We start from the raw sequence: 18,544 nt of genomic DNA on the forward strand, positions 1-18,544 counted from the left end.
CCTAGTTAGTCGTCTCGACCGGAAAACCTTCGGCCTGCATTTTCTTCAACACATCCTGCCAGCGTGACAGGCGTTTGGTATCACCGACCTTCTTGTTGCCCTTGGCGCCCGGCAAATACAACCCTTCCGCATTGAAAGAGTAGACCGGCAGCAAATCGGTTCGCTGCGACGCCGGTTGAATCTGATCGATCAGGCTGTCGAGCACCAGCGGCATGGCATCGGGGGTGGAATAGTACGTCAGCACCATGTGCGCGCGATTCTGGCGCAGTGCCTTGACGTAGGTGATGCGCAGCTTGTCACTGGAAACGCCGAGATGGCGCAGGCTGAAATACTTGGCGATCGCATAGTCTTCGCAGTCGCCAGCGCCCTTCCACAGCGCCTCGATCGGCGTTTCCCAATAATCGACCTCGTGCCACAGGTCGATGTCTTCGACGTAGCGCACCTGTTTGTTGAAAAACAGGTTCACCACTTTCAGCTTGTCCATTTCGCTGGCCTGTTGCTGCGTCGCCAACAGATTCTGCCAGGCATCGATGCGCTGCTGCCCGGCACCGAGCGGCCCGTACAGGGCTGTGGCTTTGCGGCTGATCGCGGAAAAATCCCAATCGGCATGCAGACCGCCCAGCATAAGACTGGCCAGCAGCAGTGCGCAGCCTAGCCAGCGCAGAGTCCGAGGGATCGCGAAACGTACCGCCACAGCAGGTTTCCGGGGGCAGGAAGGAAAGCGTTTGATGGTGAAGCTTAGCCCGTTAAAAGACAATGGCACGATGAGATCATCGGCATCGCGCTAAACTGTTTGGTAAGTATTCCTCTACACGGTTTGACAACTTGTAGGGCAATCACTAGTGTCATTTGGATCCAAATTCAGCCGACCTACAGGGTGCGTAGTCGTGACACAGAAGCCCAAGCCGCTACACAGCATTAAAGTCGATGGGCCGATTCCTGCACACCTGGCCCGCTCGATCATCGAAGAAACCCTGCGCGCAGCCATTCTCGATGGTCGCCTGCCGTGCGGCACCGCCCTGCGCCAGCAGGATTTGGCCGATTTGTTCGGGGTCAGCCGCATGCCGGTGCGCGAAGCGTTGCGCCAGCTCGAAGCGCAAGAACTGCTGAGCGTGACCACGCACAAAGGCGCGGTGGTCGCCGCGCTGATTCAGGGCGACGCCACGGAAACCTACGAATTGCGCATTCTGCTTGAGGGCGAAGCGCTGCGGCAGTCGATTCCGTTGCTGACAGCAGCCGATCACGAGCTCGCCGCCGGCTACATCCGCGAACTCGAAACCCAACACGACTACACCGAAATCGGTCGGCTTAATCGCCTGTTCCACATGGCGCTGTACGCCAAGGCGCCGAACAAGCGCCTGCTGCGTCTGGTCGAGGACGGTCTCAATGAAGAAGAACGCTTTCTACGTTTCAACCTTGAAGCCATGGGCCTGGGCAAGATCTCCCAGGACGACCACCGTGCCCTGCTGCAAGCCGCGATCGAGCGCGACGTTGAACGCTCGGTGATGCTACTTGAGCAGCACCTCAACCGTGGTGTCGAGGTGATCACCCGCTATCTCGCCAGTCCTGCCGCGCAAAACCGCAAAGCCCTGCGCTAAAGCCTTCCCGCCGGACGCGGATCATCGCGTCCGCCCGGCGAATAACCCGCTTACAAATCCCCTCAACCGGTCGCGCACAAACACTGTGGCGGATCGGCGTCTTCGCTCTAACCTCCCTGCGCCTGTGCGAACGAAATTGCCACCGTGGCAATAACCAAACGGTAATAGCCGTCGCGGCCATTTACCCGCACTCTTGAACGGCCAATCCCAATAAAGAACGGAGGCGCATCGCCTGGTGGTGCAGCCCCCGCAACAGGAACCTACGGAAGGAGCCTTGTCACGGGAAAAGGAAAGTCATGGCGCAATTTCTGGCCAACTTTCATCCCTCAAACCACACCAATCTTTTTCATTAGAAAGTTGCTTCGAGTGAGGCATTCACTCTTGTCGATCAATTTTGGCCGTTATTGGCTGAAAGGAGTAACTACGCCCAAATAAAACTTAACCCGCAAGTTTTATCGGGGGCACTCATACTTGAAAAACATCCAACTTAAAATAATTAAAATTACACTTGTTAAATGCTTTTGCCGTGTATTACTTTTCTCTCGCCGAGTTTGAACTTCGCTGCAAACTTCGGCGCAAGCTATATGCCACACCCATGACGACAGAGGCATTCCAGCAGGTCGCAGGCTTTAATCGCCAGTACATCCAGTACAACAACTTCCGTCTGGAAGTCTTTGTCGCTTGTCGACAAGTCACATGTAAGCCTTCGCTCCACTGATTGCGCAGTTGAAACAAAAGTGCCATTCCATAATCAATGATAAAGGACATCATGATGCCCACTAAGCACCAACTCGCCCTGAAGAAAGCCGAACTTAGCAGTCACCCGATCTTTTCCGAGATCAACTCGTTATCGGTCTTGCGCCGCTTTATGGAAACCCACGTGTTTGCCGTGTGGGATTTCATGTCGCTGACCAAACGCCTGCAGCAGGAACTGACCTGCACGCGTTTGCCGTGGCTACCGCCGCGTGATTCTCGCGCGGCACGGCTGATCAACGAAATCGTCCTCGGTGAAGAATCGGACGATCGTCTGGCCCACGGTCACTACAGCCATTTCGAGTTGTACCTGGATGCAATGCGCGAAATCGGCGCGAGTACCACGGCAGTGGAGCGCTTCGTCGCGCTGCAACAGGAAGGCGTGAGCTACGACGTTGCGCTGCAAAGCATCGACGTCGATCCGGCCGCCGCGCAGTTTGTCCGCGACACCCTGCGCACCGCCCTCCATGCGCCGGGGCACAGCGTTGCAGCGGCGTTTCTGCACGGTCGCGAAAGCGTGATCCCGACCATGTTCCAGCGCATCCTCGACGACTGGGGCATCGGCATCGAGCAAGCACCGACCTTCCGCTACTACCTGGAACGGCACATCGAAGTCGACTCCGAAGACCACGGCCCCGCCGCAGAACAACTGCTCGAGCGTCTGGTCGATGGCGATCCGCAGCGCGAAGCCGAGGTCTATGCCAGCGCCGTCGCCGCTGTCGAAAGCCGCATCGCCTTGTGGGACGGCCTGCGCCTGAGCATGCGCGAACCGTTGGCGGAGGTCGCGCAATGAATGCCGCCGACTATCAATCGTTCGCCGACACTTGGGAAAGCCGCGCGACCATCCGCACCCGCCCGCGCCGCGTGCTGGAAAACGATGAGCGTCTGATCTATCCGCTCAGTCGCCAGCCGCTGGTGCTCAGCGAAACCTTCCTGCGTGAGTGCCCGCAGCAGCGCGATTTTGCATTGGTGCAGACCTTGTACAAATTCATCAACGACGTAGTGATTTTCGAGACGGAAATCGTCGACAAGACCGCGCGCAGCATCGCCAAGAATCGCTTCGCCGTGGCCTTTCCGTTTGCTTGTCGTTATGACGCGATGACCGTGGTGGTCGACGAGGATTACCACGCGTTGGTAGCGATGGATTTCATGCAGCAAACGGTGGCGATGACCGGCATCGAACCGATCCAGTTGCCCGATGAAATCGAACTCAGCCGAGCGATTCCCGCCGCCGTCGCGTTGGCCCCGGAACACCTGCGCAGCGCCGTGGAATTGATCTGCGTGGCCATCGCCGAAAACACCGTGACCGGCGACGTTGCCGCGTTCGCCCGGGACGACACGGTCAAGCCGTCGATCAAAGGCCTGATGGCCGACCACTTGCTCGATGAGGGCCGCCACTCGAGTTTCTGGGCGCGGATGGTGCGCATCTATTGGCACACCGCCAATGAGGCCGATCGCGAAACCATCGCGCAGATTCTGCCGGTGTTCATCGGCCATTACCTGACCAACGACATCCAGAAATCCTTTGATCTGCGCCTGATCGATGCCCTGCCGGTCAGCCAGATCACAAGGCGATCCCTCAAGGACGAAATCGCCGGGTTGGCCTTCCCGATCAATCGCCACCACCCGCTGGTGGGCAACATCGTCAAGTTCTTCCACAGCAGCTCGCTGCTCGACACGCCTTGCGTGCAACTCGCCCTGCGCGACTACCTGGTTTGAGGAGGCCGACATGAAACGTCTCGACATTTTGCTGATTGGCGCCAGCCAGGCCATGACCGACCTGGCGCAGGAACTGGAACAACACGGTCACGCATTGACGCGCAGCGGCGCCGCACAATCGACGGTGGATTTGATCATCGACGATGGCTTTATCGGCGCCGGTGATTTCTGCGCGATTCCGCATTTGCATCTGCGCTTAGGTATTGGAGCGCAAAGCGCTGCGGGTTTGCCGACACTTGATCTGCTGTGCTTTCTCGACTCGTCTTTGATCAGCCGTGTGCCGATTGGCGACGAGCCTTCGGGCAACGGCCAGGTATTGCGCCAGCGGGTGCTGACACACGTGGTGGACGAAGTGGCGTTGCTGGTCAGCCGCTTCTCCCGCGATGCGGACTATCTGCAGCAGGCCTCAACGGTGACTGCGCCAGATTTCGAGCGGATGGAAAACCTGCTGTTTCTCGACAGCCTGGCCTACGTCCATCGCCTCAACCACACGGCGAAACCGGCGCTGCTGAAACAGGCGCAAATCCCGCTGATCGAGCGGCTGCAACAGAGCCTGATCGAGCATGCCGAACGTCCGGCGCTGCACCTCGGCGAACGCTCCATCAGCTACCGCCAATTGCATGCCCACAGCCGAGCAATTCAACAGCGTTTGCTGCCGATTCTTGAGCAGCATCCACAGCCGTGGGTGGTTGGTATCTGCCTGCCGAAAAGCCCGACGCTGTTTGCTTCGATTCTGGCGATTCTCGGCAGCGGTGCGGTGTATCTGCCGCTGGAGCCGAGCCATCCGCTGCAGCGCCAGCAATACATCCTGCACAACGCCGGCGCGTTGCTGTTGCTGCATGACGGCGAGCATCCGCTCAGCGCAACCATGGCAGGGCTGGACGTCAGTCGCATCGACAGCGCCCAAGCAGATCTCAGCCAAGTGTTGATGCGCCAGCGCCCCGCACTCGATGCGCCGTGCATGGCGCTCTACACCTCGGGCACCACCGGGCATCCGAAAGGCGTATTGCTCAGTCAGCACAACCTCGCGCACTTCACCGCGTGGTACGCCGACTACGTGCAATTGCACGCCGAGAGTCGGGTGTTGCAGTTCTCTTCACTGAGTTTCGATTCGTCGCTGATCGACATCTTCCCGACCCTGCTCACAGGCGCCGAACTGGTGGTGCCGGACGACACGCAACGCCGCGATCCGCTGCAACTGGTCGCGTTGATCCGTCGCCGGCAACTGACCCACGCCTTCCTGCCACCCGCGCTGCTGAGCATCCTGCCGCTGGAACAATTGGAAGGCGTGCAAGTGATGACCGGCGGCGATGTCTGCGAGCCGTTCGTCATTGAACAACTGACCCGCCAAGGCACGCTGCACAACCTCTACGGCCCGACCGAAGCCACGGTGTTGATCACTGCGCGACAACTCACACCCGGCGACAGCAACCGCAGCCTCGGCGCGCCGATTGCCAATAGCCAAGTGCTGATTCTCGATGACGATCTGCAACCGGTGCCCGAGCACACCGTCGGCGAGTTGTTCATCGTCGGCCCCGGCGTTTGCCTCGGCTATTTGAACAATCCGCAGCAGACTGCCGAGCGTTATCTGAACCTGCAATTGCCCGATGGCGAAACCCTGCGCGCTTACCGCAGCGGCGACATGGCCAAGTGGGGCGAGCACGGCATCGAGCTGTGCGGACGCCGCGATAATCAGGTGAAGATTCGTGGTTTCCGGGTCGAGCCGGAAGAGATCGAACGCTGCCTGCGCGAAAGCCAGCTGTATCGACAAATAGCCGTGGTGATTGATCCACAGCGGCGAATTCTGGCGTTCCTCGCCCAGCCACAATCCGACGATTCCCGCGATGCACTGAAGGCCCACGCCCAGCAGTTTTTACCGGACTACATGCAACCGGTGGCGTGGACTGAACTGCCGAGCATGCCGTTCGCCAGCAATGGCAAAGTCGACCGCAAAGCGCTGCTGGAATTGCCGGTGAGCGTGCAGGACAACGGCCCGAAATGTCTGCCGGCGAATGCTGATGAAGCGTTGTTGCTGGAGATCTGGGCCGAGTTGTTGGAGCTGCCCGTCAGCGACATCTCCACCGACGAAAGCTTTTTCAATCTCGGCGGCCATTCGATTTTGTTGTCGCGGATGTTGCTGCGTTTGCGTGAGGAATTTGGTCGCAGCATCTCGATCAATCGCTTCATCGAACTGCCGACCATCATCAAACTCGCGACGCTGGTGCGCGGCACCGATGACAGCGCGGTACTCAGCGCTCAAGCGATGGCCGACGCCGAACGTGTGCTGGAAATCGAGCCGCTGCCGATCAGCCGCATGGGCGATGTGCACAAGGTCATCGTCACTGGCGCCAACAGTTTTGTCGGAGTGCACATCGTCGAGGCGCTGCTCGGTTGGGGCGCCAGCGAGGTCGCGTGTCTGGTGCGTGACGGCGGCGGGCAAACGGCGGCGCAGCGCTTTGCGCAGTCACTGCGCGAAAACCGTCTGGAGCATCTGGATCTGAGTCGGGTGCGGGTTTACGCGGCAGATATCACTCGCCCGCAATTGGGCTTGGCCGACGACGATTATCAGCGTCTCGATCGCGAGTTCGGCGCGCTGGTACACAACGCCGCCAACGTCAATCACGTGCTCGACTACGAGTCACTGGCGGCGGACAACGTCGAGCCGATTTTCGCCCTGCTGCGCCTGTGCGAAGGTCAGAGCAAAAAGGTCTTCAATTTTGTCTCGACGCTGTCGGCTTCAAGTACGGTCGACGACGCGGGACGAGTGCTGGAATTGCCTGCCGCGCCAACGCCGCCGATCTACATCCGCAACGGCTACAACCTGTCGAAATGGGTCGGCGAGCGCATCCTCGAACGCGCGCGGGAACGCGGCGTACGGGTCAATCTGTATCGACCCGGCAACATCAGTTTCAACAGCCTGAGCGGCGTGTGTCAGCCGCACAAAAACCGTTTGATGCTGATGCTCAAAGGTTCGATTCAGCTCGGCCAGGTGCCGGCCTTCGCGTTGAATTTCGACCTGATGCCGGTGGATTTTCTCGCGCGGTTTATCGCTTTCCATGCCAGCCGATATTCGCCCGATCACGCGGTGTTCAACCTGCATAACCCAGAGCCGCTGAGCTGGGATGCCTACGTTGCTTCCTTCCGCGAAACCGGCAGCGAATTCTCACTGGTCAGCGTCGCCGACTGGCAGCAGCAACTCGGCCGCGTCGACGCCGATAACGCGCTGTTCGGCGTGCTCGGTTTCTACCTCAACGGCTTTGAAGAAGACATCGGCGACATCTCCCTGATCGGCCACGCCAACGCTGAAGCCGGCGTCCAGCAAATGGGCGCGCACTACCCGCAGAAATCCCCGGCGCTGCTGCGTCGCGGCTGCGCTTACCTGAAAGAAATCAACTTCATCTGATCCAACAACAAGGAGCAACACCATGAGCACTCTGCAACCCGACACCCTGATCAAAAACCCCCATGGCTGCCACGTTGTGTCTTCGGTGGAAGTGCCGGTCGACGCGGCGCAGGTCTGGGCGGTGGTCGGTAATTTCGGCGGTTTCGACCGCTTCATTCCGGCGCTGTCGCACATCGAAATGACCGGCGAGGGCGTGTCCTCGCTGCGCAAGAAATTTTTCAAGGATGGCAACGTGGTGGTCGAGCAACTCAACTCCCGCGACGACCAGGCGCGGAGCATGACCTGGACGACGATCTACAACACGCTGGGCGTGGCGAATCTGTGGGCGGCGATGAATGTGGAAGCGCTGGGCACGGGCAAATCCCGCGCGACGTGGACGATCATTGCCGAGCCTGCCGGCGGTGGCGAAGAGGCGCTGCCGGGGTTCAGGGATTTTGTGCAGGGGTTTGCGGATGATGCGATGGGGAATGTTTTGAGGCTGTTTGTTTAAGGCTATAGATGTGTGGTGAATGAACCACCGCTTTCGCGAGCAAGCCCGCTCCCACAGGGGAACGCATTCCAACTGTGGGAGCGAGCCTGCTCGCGAAGAACGATAACGCGGTCAGATTTTGAAACTGTCGACCAACTGCTTCAACCGATTCGCCTGCTGCGACAACGCATCGCAATCCTTCAACGTTTCATTGAGGTTGGCCACACTTTGCTGGTTCAGCATGTTGATCTGGTTAACGTCGACATTGAGGGTTTCCACCACCGCCGTCTGCTCTTCCGTCGCCGCTGCCACCGACTGGTTCATGCCGTCGATTTCACCGATGCGCTGGGTCACGCTGACCAGGCGCAAACCGGCCTGATTGGCCACTTCCACGCTTTGCTCGCTGGATGCCTGACTGGCGTTCATCGTACTCACCGCTTCACGCGAACCGACTTGCAAGGAAGTGATCATTTTGTGGATCTCTTCCGCCGATTCCTGGGTGCGATGGGCCAGGTTACGCACCTCATCCGCGACCACGGCAAAACCACGCCCGGCCTCACCGGCACGCGCCGCTTCAATCGCCGCGTTCAGCGCCAACAGGTTGGTCTGCTGCGAGATGCCTTTGATCACATCGAGGATGTGGCCGATGTTGTCGGTACTCGCATTCAGGGTTTCGATCTGCGTGCACGACAGGCTGATTTTCTGCGACAACTCGGTCATCGCCAGAATGGTTTGTTCCACCACCTGACGACCATCTTCGGCCTGCTCGCTCGCGCCGCTGGCGTGCTGCGAAGCATCGGCGGCATTGCGCGCGATTTCCTGCGTGGCGGCGCCCAATTCGTTGATCGCCGCCGCGACGCTGTTGGTGCGCGCACTTTGTTCGTCGGAACCGACGATCGAGGCGTTGGACGACGCCATCACTCGTTGCGATAAGTCATGCACTTGGCGGGTCGCCGAGGACACTTCGGAAATCGACGCGTGGATCCGCTCAACGAACTGGTTGAATGCGCTGCCCAGTTCACCGAATTCGTCTTTGCTCTCTACGACCAGACGGCGGGTCAAATCACCCTCGCCCTGCGCAATGTCCTGCATCGCACGGCCCATGGTGGTCAGCGGACGCATCAACACATTGATCAGCAGGCTCAGCAGCAAGGCAATCGCGCCCACGGCTACGAACATCGCGATCAGCGCCGAGGTGCGGAATTGGCTGAGTGCGGCGTAGGCTTTGTCGCGATCGATCGACAGACCGATGTACCACTGCGCATTCGGCAAGTCGCTGACCGGGGTGAACGACAGAATGCGTTCCTCGCCGTTGAGCAGCACATTCTGGTTGCCCTTTTCGATGCGCACGTTGCTGTTCGGGTAGATGTCCTTGAGGTTTTTCATCACCTGATCTTTGTCCGGGCTGACGATCACCTGACCGTCAGCGCTGACCAGAAACGCATGGCCGAGGCCACCGAAGTCCACCGAGTTGATGATCTTCACCAGGGTTTCCAGGCTCAGGTCACCGCCAACCACACCGAGCAATTCGCCGTTGTGTTTGACCGGCATGGCGATGGTCACCACCAGGCCACCGACAGCAGCCATGTACGGCGGGGTGAGCATGGTTTTATCGGCGGCGACCGCTTGTTTGTACCAAGGGCGCTGACGCGGATCGTAACCGTCCGGCATCTTCGCGTCAGGGCGCTGGGTGAAGACACCGTTGGCCTGACCGACGTAGGTGAACTGGAAGTTCTGGGTGAAGGCCGGTTGGTCGACCAGACCCGGCAAGTCAGCGTCTTTGACTTGATGAGCGACGTTCTGCGCGAGGTTTTCCAACACCAGAATCCGCCCGCTCATCCAGTTCTGCACGCTGCTGGCGGTCAGATCGCCGGCCTGCTGTACGGAGGATTGGAGGTTCTGGCGAATGGTGTTTCGCTGCAGATAATCGTTGTAGAGGGTGAATAACGCGAAAGCCAGGACCACGACGCCCGAGGCGGCCAACAAAATTTTATGGCTGAACTTGAGATTCATTTCATGGGACTTCTTATGCCGAAGGTGGGGATGCGTTCCAGATGCAACATTCCATGTAGCTCCGATGTTCAGCAGCGCTGAAGAGTCAAACGCTCTGATTTCCAGTGACGGGTAGGCAACGTTCTGCCGGTCGCTCTACTTTGGTGCACGCATGTCTCACCAGTCTGTCGGCACGTGAAGGAGAAATCTTAGGGTTGCGTGGGAAATGGAGGCTTTTGCCTCGGATTCCCGCCGAACGGCGTGCTAGAGCCTGCGCAGCAAAATTTTTTAGGACGGATGTTCGAGCGGCGGTTGCAAAACCTGTAACCCTTGATAACAATGCGACTAATTATCATTTGTGACGTTTTGGCAGCCGCGTTCATGTCCTCACCCGAGTTCGCCGTTCAGGCGCTTTACAGTAGTCATCACGGCTGGCTCAACGCCTGGCTGCGCGCACGGCTGGGCAACGCAGCGGATGCGGCGGATCTGGCACAGGACACCTTCGTGCGTCTGCTGCAACGCACCGAACGCCTAGAACTGAAAGCGCCCCGCGCCTTTTTGCGAACTATCGCCCGTGGTCTGGTAATCGACCACTGGCGCCGCGAGGAAATCGAACGCGCCTACCTGGAAACCATCGCCCATTTGCCCGAAGCCGAAACGCCGAGTGCCGAAGCCCGTGCGCTGGTGATCGAATTGCTCGAAAGCATCGCGCGCATGCTTGAAGGATTGAAGCCGAAAGTGCGTCAGGCATTTCTCCTGGCGCAGTGCGAAGGTTTGACCCACAAGCAGATTGCCGAGCAGATGGGTTTGTCGCTGCGCTCGGTGGAACGTTACGTCGCCGATGCGCTGTATCACTGCTACGTGCTGCGGTACGAAAGCTGATGGCTGTGGATAACTTGTCCCTCGGCCGTCGCGCCGAACCTCCGCAAAAAGCAGTGAAGCAAGCCATTCACTGGCTGCTGCGTCTGCGTAATAACCATGGCAATGCGCGGCTGAATCGCCAGTGCGAACAGTGGCGCGCCGAGCATCATGAACATGAATTGGCCTGGCAACGCGTGCAGTCGCTGCACGCCGAGTTGAGCAACAACCTGCGCGCGGTGCCGGGTGCACAAGTGGCATTCAATACCCTGGAGAACAGTGCTCAGGGGCTGAATCGTCGGCAGGCGTTGAAGCTGTTGTCTGGCGCAGTGTTGATGGGCTCCGCCGCATGGCTGGCCAAAGACACGGCCGCGTGGCAGCAATGGAGCGCCGATTACGCCACGGCCACCGGCGAGCGGCGTGGTTTCCAGTTACCGGACGGCACGCGGATCGAACTCAATACCGCCAGCGCGGTGGATCTGGATTACACCGCGCAACAACGGCTGATCAAACTGACGCGTGGCGAAATCATCGTCACCTGTGGTGGCGCCGATGAAGGCGCCGACTTCGAGCGGCCGCTGCGCGTGCATAGTCGTGACGGATCCTACGAGCCGCAGAATGCGCGGTTCATCCTGCGTCAGGACAGCGATTGCACGCGGCTGAGCGTCACCCACGGGCAGGTGGCCATTCATTCTGCCGGGACTGTTATCGAAGCGCTGGCCGGACAAAGTTATCTGATCGATCCCTATCAAGTGCGTCCGGCACCGGCGCTGGATATGGATGCGGGCGCGTGGGTCGACGGCTTGATCGTTACGCGCAACATGCGTCTGGGCGATTTCCTCAAGGAAGTCGGCCGCTATCGTCAGGGTTTTCTGAATTGCGCATCAGAGGTTTCCGATTTGCGCCTGTCCGGCGTGTTTCGCCTCGAAGACACCGACAAGTTGCTGGCCATCCTGCCGCAGACCTTGCCGGTGCAGTTGCGCTATCGCACACGCTGGTGGGTGACCCTGGAACGTGTGGTCTGAAATTATTTTGGCGGGTTTTTGCGGCAAGTCCGGCTTAGTCAGTAAGCACTTCAATTCAAGCGTTTGCGACTTCCTACGGAAACCTACAATGACTGTCCGCGCCACCTGTAAGAACCCTCTGAATTTCACCTGCGAATCGGGCCTGTTGCGCCACGCCGTTCGGGCGGCGCTGTTTTCCACTGCGTTGGGCGTCGCTGTGCTGCCAAGCGTCAGCGTGGCGGCCGACACCGTTAACAGTGAAGTCGGCCAGCGCTACAACGTCGCTGCCGGACCGCTGGGCGAAGCGCTGAATCAGTTCGCACGTCAGGCCGGCATCACCTTGTCGATGACGCCGCAGCAAACTCAGGGCCGGCAATCGCCGGGTGTACAGGGTGAATATTCGACCGATCAGGCGCTGAGCCATTTGCTCGGCGGATCCGGTCTGGAAGCGGTCAGTCAGGATGGCAGCAGCTACGTCCTGCGCCCGACCGCCGAAACCGAAGCGCTGGCCCTGCCGACCACCGACATCAAAGGCTTCGCCCTCGGCAACGCGCTGGGCAGCATGGATGGCTACAACGCCACGCACAGCCAGATCGCCACCAAAACCAGTACCGCATTGCTGGAAACCTCGCAGAGCGTGTCGGTAGTCACTCGCGAGCAAATGGACGACCAAGGTTCGCAAACCGTCTCGCAAACCATGCGCTACACCCCGGGTGTGCTGACCAATCCGTATGGCGCGACCCATCGCTATGACTACGTGGCGATGCGCGGCTTCAACGACGGCTCGGTGGATAACATTTACCTCGACGGCCTCAAGTCGATGGGCGACAGCGGCACTTACAGCACCATGCAGGTCGATCCGTATTTCCTGGAACGCGTGGACATTCTCAAGGGGCCGTCGTCGGTTCTGTATGGCCGCAGTTCACCGGGCGGTCTGGTGGCTCTGACCAGTAAAAAGCCGCTTTACGAGGCTTACCATCAGGTGCAAGCCACCGTCGGTACGCAAGGTCAGCGCGGGGTCGGTTTTGACTTCAGCGGCCCGGTCGATGACGACAAGCGCATTGCCTATCGTCTGATCGGGTTAACGGATCAGTCCGACACGCAGTTCGACCACAACAAGGAAAAACGCTTTGCGCTGTCGCCAACCGTCAGCATCGATTTCAATGAAGACACGTCGCTGACCTTGCAGGCGTATCTGCAACACGATCCGGATGGCGGCTACCACGGCGGCGTGCCGGCGGACGGCACGATCCATCAGCGCAACGGCAACCGGATCTCGCCGCACTTCTTCGAGGGCGAGCCGGGCATTGACGGTTACTCGCGTGATCAGCAGTCATTCGGTTATCAGTTCGAACATCGCTTCAATGATGTCTTCACCGCTCGACAGAACTTCCGCTACCTCGATTCCAAAGTGAACATGGATCAGGTCTACGCCTATGGCTGGACGACGCCGACCAGCAACGAGCTGAACCGCTACTACACCGGCGGTGATGAGCGCCTGCATGCGTTCATCGTCGACAACATGCTTCAGGCGGAATTTTTCACCGGCGCGACCAAGCACACCGTGTTGATGGGTGCGGATTACCAGCGGCGTAAAACTGTGGTCGACTGGACCAGCGGCGGACTCGCGCCGATCAATGCGTTCAACCCGGTGTACGGCAACTCGGCGATCGATATGTACGGCGAGACCAGCTATCTGCGTCGTCTGGAGCAGACCGGCGTATACCTGCAAGACCTGATCGAGATGGATAAATGGCGCTTCTCGCTGGGCCTGCGTCAGGATTGGGTCGAGACTTCCGATGAGAACCGCATCGCTGAAGCGGGGCGTCCGGAGGGTACAGAGATCAACGACCGACGCACCAAACTGACCGGCCGCGCGGGTGCGTTGTACCTGTTCGATAACGGTCTGGCGCCTTATGTCAGCTACTCGGAATCGTTCAACCCGAACTCCTATGCCGACAGCGCCGGTAATCCGTTGGCGCCTACCGATGGCACGCAGTGGGAAGTCGGTTTGAAGTACCAACCGCCGGGCACTGACAATCTGTTCACCGCGTCGCTGTTCCGCATCGACCAGGAGAACCTGGCGACCAAACTGCCGCAGGAAAACTTCTACCGCGCTGTAGGCGCTGTCCGCTCGCAAGGTCTGGAGCTGGAAGCGCACATGCAACTGACCGACAACTTGAAAGTGCTCGGCAGCTACACCTTCACCGACATCGAATATTCGAAGTCGATGATCAGCACCTTGAGCACGCCGACCGATGTGATCGAGAACAAAGGCAACTCGCCAACGCAGGCGCCGCGACACATGGCGTCGTTGTGGGCTGACTACAAGTTCGACAGCGCAGCGCTCGATGGCCTGCGTCTGGGCGGTGGTGTGCGCTATGTCGGTTACAGCTGGGCGGATGCGGAAAATACGTTGAAGGTGCCGTCCTACACACTCTTCGACGCCTCGATCGGTTATGACTTGGGCAAGGTTGGCTTGAAGGGCGTCGACGTACGCCTGAACGCGAACAATCTGACCAACGAGTCCTACGTCGCTTCCTGCGCCAGTCTGAACTTCTGCTACATGGGCGAAGAGCGTAACGTCGCGGCGACGGTCAGCTACCAGTTCTAAGTCATTTGTCTCGTGCATAAAAAAGCCAGCCCCTGAAATTCAGGGCTGGCTTTGTCGTTTCAGTGGGGAAAATTTTCATGCGTGCGTTTCTGGTTTTGTTGCATCGCTATATCGGTTTGGCCACGGCAGTGTTCCTGCTGCTGGCCGGGATTACCGGAAGCATTCTGGCGTTCAACCATGAGCTGGATGAGTGGCTGAATCCGCAATTTTATTCGGCGTCTGCCGAGGGTTCGCGATTGCCGCCGGGTGAGCTGGTTGATGCGGTGCAGTCTGCGCATCCGAAGCTGCAGGTCTGGTACATGGAGTATCCGCATGAGGCCGGGCATACCGCGCTATTGGCGGCGGTGCCACGTAACGATCCGGCGATGGGCAAGCCGTTCGATGAGCGCAATCAGGTGTTCTATCTGGATCCGGTGAATGCTGAACAAAAGGGTCAGCGTTATTGGGGCGAGTGCTGTTTTCAACGGGAGAATTTCGTCCCGTTCATTCTCGAATTCCACTACAACCTGACGCTACCGGGGAACTGGGGACTGTGGTTGATGGGCTTGGTGGCAATCGCGTGGGTCATCGATTGCTTTGTGGCGCTGTCGCTGACGTTGCCGCGTGGCAAGCCGTTCTGGAAGAAGTGGTCGACGGCCTGGAAGGTCAAGGGCGGGCATGCCTATCGGCTTAACTTCGATCTGCATCGCGCGGGTGGATTATGGCTGTGGCTGTTGTTGCTGCCGATCGCGGTAAGCAGCGTGGCCATGAACTTGCCGAGTCAGGTGTTCAAGCCTGCGGTGTCGCTGTTTTCACCGATTGAGCCGAGCGTCTACGAGGCGCGAGGACGAATGCCTTCCTCAGAGTTGGGGGTGACTCGATTGAGTTATCAACAGGCGTATGAGAGGGCATTAGAGGAGGGAAAAAGGTTGGGGCTGACAGCGGCGATTGGGGAGTTGTATTACAGCTTTGAGTACAACTTCTACGGCGCAGGATTCGGGCAGCATGACACTGAAGCACATGGTAAGTCCTGGCTGTTCTTTCACGGTACCGATGGGCGATTGTTAGGTCAGGAGATCGCGGGACAGGGGACGTTAGGTGAACAGTTTTACCGGTTGCAGTTACCGATACACGGTGGACGGATCATTGGTGTGACGGGGCAAGTAATGATCGCGGTGTTAGGTGTTTTGATTGCGGGGTTGTCAGGGACTGGCGTCTACATCTGGTGGCGCAAATGGCAGGCTCGACGTATCAGCAAGGCACGTAAAGCGGTTTGATCATTGGATTGTGCAGACCCTGAAATGACAAAACCCCTGTCTGCGTTAGCAGACAGGGGTTTCGGAATTTAATCTTGACGATGACCTACTCTCACATGGGGAAACCCCACACTACCATCGGCGATGCATCGTTTCACTACTGAGTTCGGGATGGGATCAGGTGGTTCCAACGCTCTATGGTCGTCAAGAAATTCTTTATCTGGCCCGTCAACACGGTAACAAGCCAGCAAAAACAGATACTTCTACTAAAACAAAACCCCAACTGCTTTCGCAATTGGGGTTTCGGAATTTAATCTTGACGATGACCTACTCTCACATGGGGAAACCCCACACTACCATCGGCGATGCATCGTTTCACTGCTGAGTTCGGGATGGGATCAGGTGGTTCCAACGCTCTATGGTCGTCAAGAAATTCGGGTACTGAGTCGTGGCCAGTTGGCCTCGCTTCAGCAAATTGGGTATGTGACAGCTTTCGGTGTTTTGCGAGCGTTTCGAACTTTCGGTTCGTTTCGTCTTCACACACCGCAATCTGGTGCTCTTTCGCTTTTCAGCTTCGAAGCAAGCAAATTGCTTGGGTGTTATATGGTCAAGCCTCACGGGCAATTAGTATTGGTTAGCTCAACGCCTCACAGCGCTTACACACCCAACCTATCAACGTCGTAGTCTTCGACGGCCCTTCAGGGAACTCAAGGTTCCAGTGAGATCTCATCTTGAGGCTAGTTTCCCGCTTAGATGCTTTCAGCGGTTATCTATTCCGAACATAGCTACCCGGCAATGCCACTGGCGTGACAACCGGAACACCAGAGGTTCGTCCACTCCGGTCCTCTCGTACTAGGAGCAGCCCCTCTCAAATCTCAAACGTCCACGGCAGATAGGGACCGAACTGTCTCACGACGTTCTAAACCCAGCTCGCGTACCACTTTAAATGGCGAACAGCCATACCCTTGGGACCGGCTTCAGCCCCAGGATGTGATGAGCCGACATCGAGGTGCCAAACACCGCCGTCGATATGAACTCTTGGGCGGTATCAGCCTGTTATCCCCGGAGTACCTTTTATCCGTTGAGCGATGGCCCTTCCATACAGAACCACCGGATCACTAAGACCTACTTTCGTACCTGCTCGACGTGTCTGTCTCGCAGTCAAGCGCGCTTTTGCCTTTATACTCTACGACCGATTTCCGACCGGTCTGAGCGCACCTTCGTACTCCTCCGTTACTCTTTAGGAGGAGACCGCCCCAGTCAAACTACCCACCATACACTGTCCTCGATCCGGATAACCGAACCTGAGTTAGAACCTCAAAGTTGCCAGGGTGGTATTTCAAGGTTGGCTCCACGCGAACTGGCGTCCACGCTTCAAAGCCTCCCACCTATCCTACACAAGCAAATTCAAAGTCCAGTGCAAAGCTATAGTAAAGGTTCACGGGGTCTTTCCGTCTAGCCGCGGATACACTGCATCTTCACAGCGATTTCAATTTCACTGAGTCTCGGGTGGAGACAGCGCCGCCATCGTTACGCCATTCGTGCAGGTCGGAACTTACCCGACAAGGAATTTCGCTACCTTAGGACCGTTATAGTTACGGCCGCCGTTTACCGGGGCTTCGATCAAGAGCTTCGCGTTAGCTAACCCCATCAATTAACCTTCCGGCACCGGGCAGGCGTCACACCCTATACGTCCACTTTCGTGTTTGCAGAGTGCTGTGTTTTTAATAAACAGTCGCAGCGGCCTGGTATCTTCGACCGGCATGAGCTTACGGAGCAAGTCCTTCACCCTCACCGGCGCACCTTCTCCCGAAGTTACGGTGCCATTTTGCCTAGTTCCTTCACCCGAGTTCTCTCAAGCGCCTTGGTATTCTCTACCCAACCACCTGTGTCGGTTTGGGGTACGGTTCCTGGTTACCTGAAGCTTAGAAGCTTTTCTTGGAAGCATGGCATCAACCACTTCGTGTTCTAAAAGAACACTCGTCATCAGCTCTCGGCCTTAAGATCCCGGATTTACCTAAGATCTCAGCCTACCACCTTAAACTTGGACAACCAACGCCAAGCTGGCCTAGCCTTCTCCGTCCCTCCATCGCAATAACCAGAAGTACAGGAATATTAACCTGTTTTCCATCGACTACGCTTTTCAGCCTCGCCTTAGGGACCGACTAACCCTGCGTCGATTAACGTTGCGCAGGAAACCTTGGTCTTTCGGCGTGGGTGTTTTTCACACCCATTGTCGTTACTCATGTCAGCATTCGCACTTCTGATACCTCCAGCAAGCTTCTCAACTCACCTTCACAGGCTTACAGAACGCTCCTCTACCGCATCACCCGAAGGTGATACCCGTAGCTTCGGTGTATGGTTTGAGCCCCGTTACATCTTCCGCGCAGGCCGACTCGACTAGTGAGCTATTACGCTTTCTTTAAAGGGTGGCTGCTTCTAAGCCAACCTCCTAGCTGTCTAAGCCTTCCCACATCGTTTCCCACTTAACCATAACTTTGGGACCTTAGCTGACGGTCTGGGTTGTTTCCCTTTTCACGACGGACGTTAGCACCCGCCGTGTGTCTCCCATGCTCGGCACTTGTAGGTATTCGGAGTTTGCATCGGTTTGGTAAGTCGGGATGACCCCCTAGCCGAAACAGTGCTCTACCCCCTACAGTGATACATGAGGCGCTACCTAAATAGCTTTCGAGGAGAACCAGCTATCTCCGAGCTTGATTAGCCTTTCACTCCGATCCACAGGTCATCCGCTAACTTTTCAACGGTAGTCGGTTCGGTCCTCCAGTTAGTGTTACCCAACCTTCAACCTGCCCATGGATAGATCGCCCGGTTTCGGGTCTATTCCCAGCGACTAGACGCCCTATTAAGACTCGCTTTCGCTACGCCTCCCCTATTCGGT

At 57.8% G+C, this 18,544-nt stretch carries 11 protein-coding genes, 3 rRNA genes and 1 pseudogene (1 of these 15 cut by a window edge); 9 read left to right on the top strand and 6 right to left on the bottom strand.

Annotation, left to right across the window (positions count from 1 at the left end; translation table 11 throughout):
* Position 1: 1 nt before the first annotated feature.
* Positions 2-694, bottom strand: a complete 693-nt coding sequence (gene lapG / locus ACZZ0D_RS23545) for a cysteine protease LapG (protein ID WP_053116429.1) — start codon at positions 692-694, stop codon at positions 2-4.
* A 193-nt stretch (positions 695-887) separates the two neighbouring features.
* On the opposite strand from lapG, the gene ACZZ0D_RS23550 reads away from it, so the two are divergent.
* The 5 genes from ACZZ0D_RS23550 to ACZZ0D_RS23570 all read left to right on the top strand — a co-directional run bounded on the left by ACZZ0D_RS23550 (position 888) and on the right by ACZZ0D_RS23570 (position 7,963).
* Positions 888-1,598, top strand: coding sequence for a GntR family transcriptional regulator (locus ACZZ0D_RS23550; RefSeq protein WP_053116428.1), 711 nt, complete (start codon positions 888-890; stop codon positions 1,596-1,598).
* A gap of 769 nt (positions 1,599-2,367) precedes the next feature.
* Positions 2,368-3,144: a DUF3050 domain-containing protein gene (locus ACZZ0D_RS23555; RefSeq protein ID WP_463554415.1), complete on the top strand. Its 777-nt coding sequence runs from the start codon at positions 2,368-2,370 to the stop codon at positions 3,142-3,144.
* Positions 3,141-4,070 carry a diiron oxygenase gene (locus ACZZ0D_RS23560; protein ID WP_463554416.1) on the top strand — a complete coding sequence of 310 codons (930 nt, stop codon included), beginning with the start codon at positions 3,141-3,143 and terminating at the stop codon, positions 4,068-4,070. Before ACZZ0D_RS23555 ends, ACZZ0D_RS23560 begins: the two co-directional genes overlap by 4 nt.
* 10 nt (positions 4,071-4,080) lie before the next feature.
* The gene (locus ACZZ0D_RS23565) at positions 4,081-7,473 is read left to right on the top strand and encodes an amino acid adenylation domain-containing protein (protein ID WP_463554417.1); all 3,393 of its coding nucleotides are present in this window, start codon (positions 4,081-4,083) and stop codon (positions 7,471-7,473) included.
* A gap of 22 nt (positions 7,474-7,495) precedes the next feature.
* Positions 7,496-7,963, top strand: coding sequence for an SRPBCC family protein (locus ACZZ0D_RS23570; protein ID WP_463554418.1), 468 nt, complete (start codon positions 7,496-7,498; stop codon positions 7,961-7,963).
* A gap of 111 nt (positions 7,964-8,074) precedes the next feature.
* Here the strand turns inward: ACZZ0D_RS23570 and ACZZ0D_RS23575 are convergent, their stop codons facing one another.
* Both ACZZ0D_RS23575 and ACZZ0D_RS23580 read right to left on the bottom strand, forming a co-directional pair.
* Complete coding sequence (locus ACZZ0D_RS23575; protein WP_463554836.1) at positions 8,075-8,860, bottom strand: methyl-accepting chemotaxis protein; 786 nt, start codon at positions 8,858-8,860, stop codon at positions 8,075-8,077.
* 69 nt (positions 8,861-8,929) lie between these two features.
* Positions 8,930-9,955: pseudogene (locus tag ACZZ0D_RS23580) on the bottom strand (HAMP domain-containing protein); the annotation flags it as partial.
* Positions 9,956-10,315: 360 nt separating this feature from the next.
* On the opposite strand from ACZZ0D_RS23580, the gene ACZZ0D_RS23585 reads away from it, so the two are divergent.
* The 4 genes from ACZZ0D_RS23585 (at position 10,316) to ACZZ0D_RS23600 (ending at position 15,666) form a co-directional block, all read left to right on the top strand.
* A complete protein-coding gene (locus tag ACZZ0D_RS23585) occupies positions 10,316-10,816 on the top strand; it encodes a sigma-70 family RNA polymerase sigma factor (RefSeq protein WP_026000801.1) in 501 nt (166 codons plus the stop codon).
* The gene (locus ACZZ0D_RS23590; protein WP_463554419.1) at positions 10,816-11,817 is read left to right on the top strand and encodes a FecR domain-containing protein; all 1,002 of its coding nucleotides are present in this window, start codon (positions 10,816-10,818) and stop codon (positions 11,815-11,817) included. The genes ACZZ0D_RS23585 and ACZZ0D_RS23590 overlap by 1 nt, the downstream gene beginning before the upstream one ends.
* Positions 11,818-11,905: 88 nt before the next feature.
* Positions 11,906-14,410 carry a TonB-dependent siderophore receptor gene (locus ACZZ0D_RS23595; RefSeq protein WP_463554420.1) on the top strand — a complete coding sequence of 835 codons (2,505 nt, stop codon included), beginning with the start codon at positions 11,906-11,908 and terminating at the stop codon, positions 14,408-14,410.
* Between the two features lie 77 nt (positions 14,411-14,487).
* Positions 14,488-15,666, top strand: coding sequence for a PepSY-associated TM helix domain-containing protein (locus tag ACZZ0D_RS23600; protein WP_463554421.1), 1,179 nt, complete (start codon positions 14,488-14,490; stop codon positions 15,664-15,666).
* A 72-nt stretch (positions 15,667-15,738) separates the two neighbouring features.
* Here ACZZ0D_RS23600 and rrf (ACZZ0D_RS23605) read toward each other — a convergent pair.
* From rrf (ACZZ0D_RS23605) to ACZZ0D_RS23615, 3 genes are all read right to left on the bottom strand, one after another.
* A 5S ribosomal RNA gene (gene rrf, locus ACZZ0D_RS23605) occupies positions 15,739-15,854 on the bottom strand.
* A 105-nt stretch (positions 15,855-15,959) separates the two neighbouring features.
* Positions 15,960-16,075, bottom strand: a 5S ribosomal RNA gene (gene rrf / locus ACZZ0D_RS23610).
* Between the two features lie 173 nt (positions 16,076-16,248).
* A 23S ribosomal RNA gene (locus ACZZ0D_RS23615) occupies positions 16,249-18,544 on the bottom strand; it runs 600 nt beyond the window's last position.

The sequence above is a fragment of the Pseudomonas sp. AC193 genome (genome assembly GCF_979258075.1).

Coding starts and splice junctions, on each gene's coding strand:
- ACZZ0D_RS23555 (WP_463554415.1), top strand. CDS start 2,368: ATGATGCCCACTAAGCACCAACTCGCCCTGAAGAAAGCCGAACTTAGC.
- ACZZ0D_RS23560 (WP_463554416.1), top strand. CDS start 3,141: ATGAATGCCGCCGACTATCAATCGTTCGCCGACACTTGGGAAAGCCGC.
- ACZZ0D_RS23565 (WP_463554417.1), top strand. CDS start 4,081: ATGAAACGTCTCGACATTTTGCTGATTGGCGCCAGCCAGGCCATGACC.
- ACZZ0D_RS23570 (WP_463554418.1), top strand. CDS start 7,496: ATGAGCACTCTGCAACCCGACACCCTGATCAAAAACCCCCATGGCTGC.
- ACZZ0D_RS23575 (WP_463554836.1), bottom strand. CDS start 8,860: ATGGCGTCGTCCAACGCCTCGATCGTCGGTTCCGACGAACAAAGTGCG.
- ACZZ0D_RS23585 (WP_026000801.1), top strand. CDS start 10,316: ATGTCCTCACCCGAGTTCGCCGTTCAGGCGCTTTACAGTAGTCATCAC.
- ACZZ0D_RS23590 (WP_463554419.1), top strand. CDS start 10,816: ATGGCTGTGGATAACTTGTCCCTCGGCCGTCGCGCCGAACCTCCGCAA.
- ACZZ0D_RS23595 (WP_463554420.1), top strand. CDS start 11,906: ATGACTGTCCGCGCCACCTGTAAGAACCCTCTGAATTTCACCTGCGAA.
- ACZZ0D_RS23600 (WP_463554421.1), top strand. CDS start 14,488: ATGCGTGCGTTTCTGGTTTTGTTGCATCGCTATATCGGTTTGGCCACG.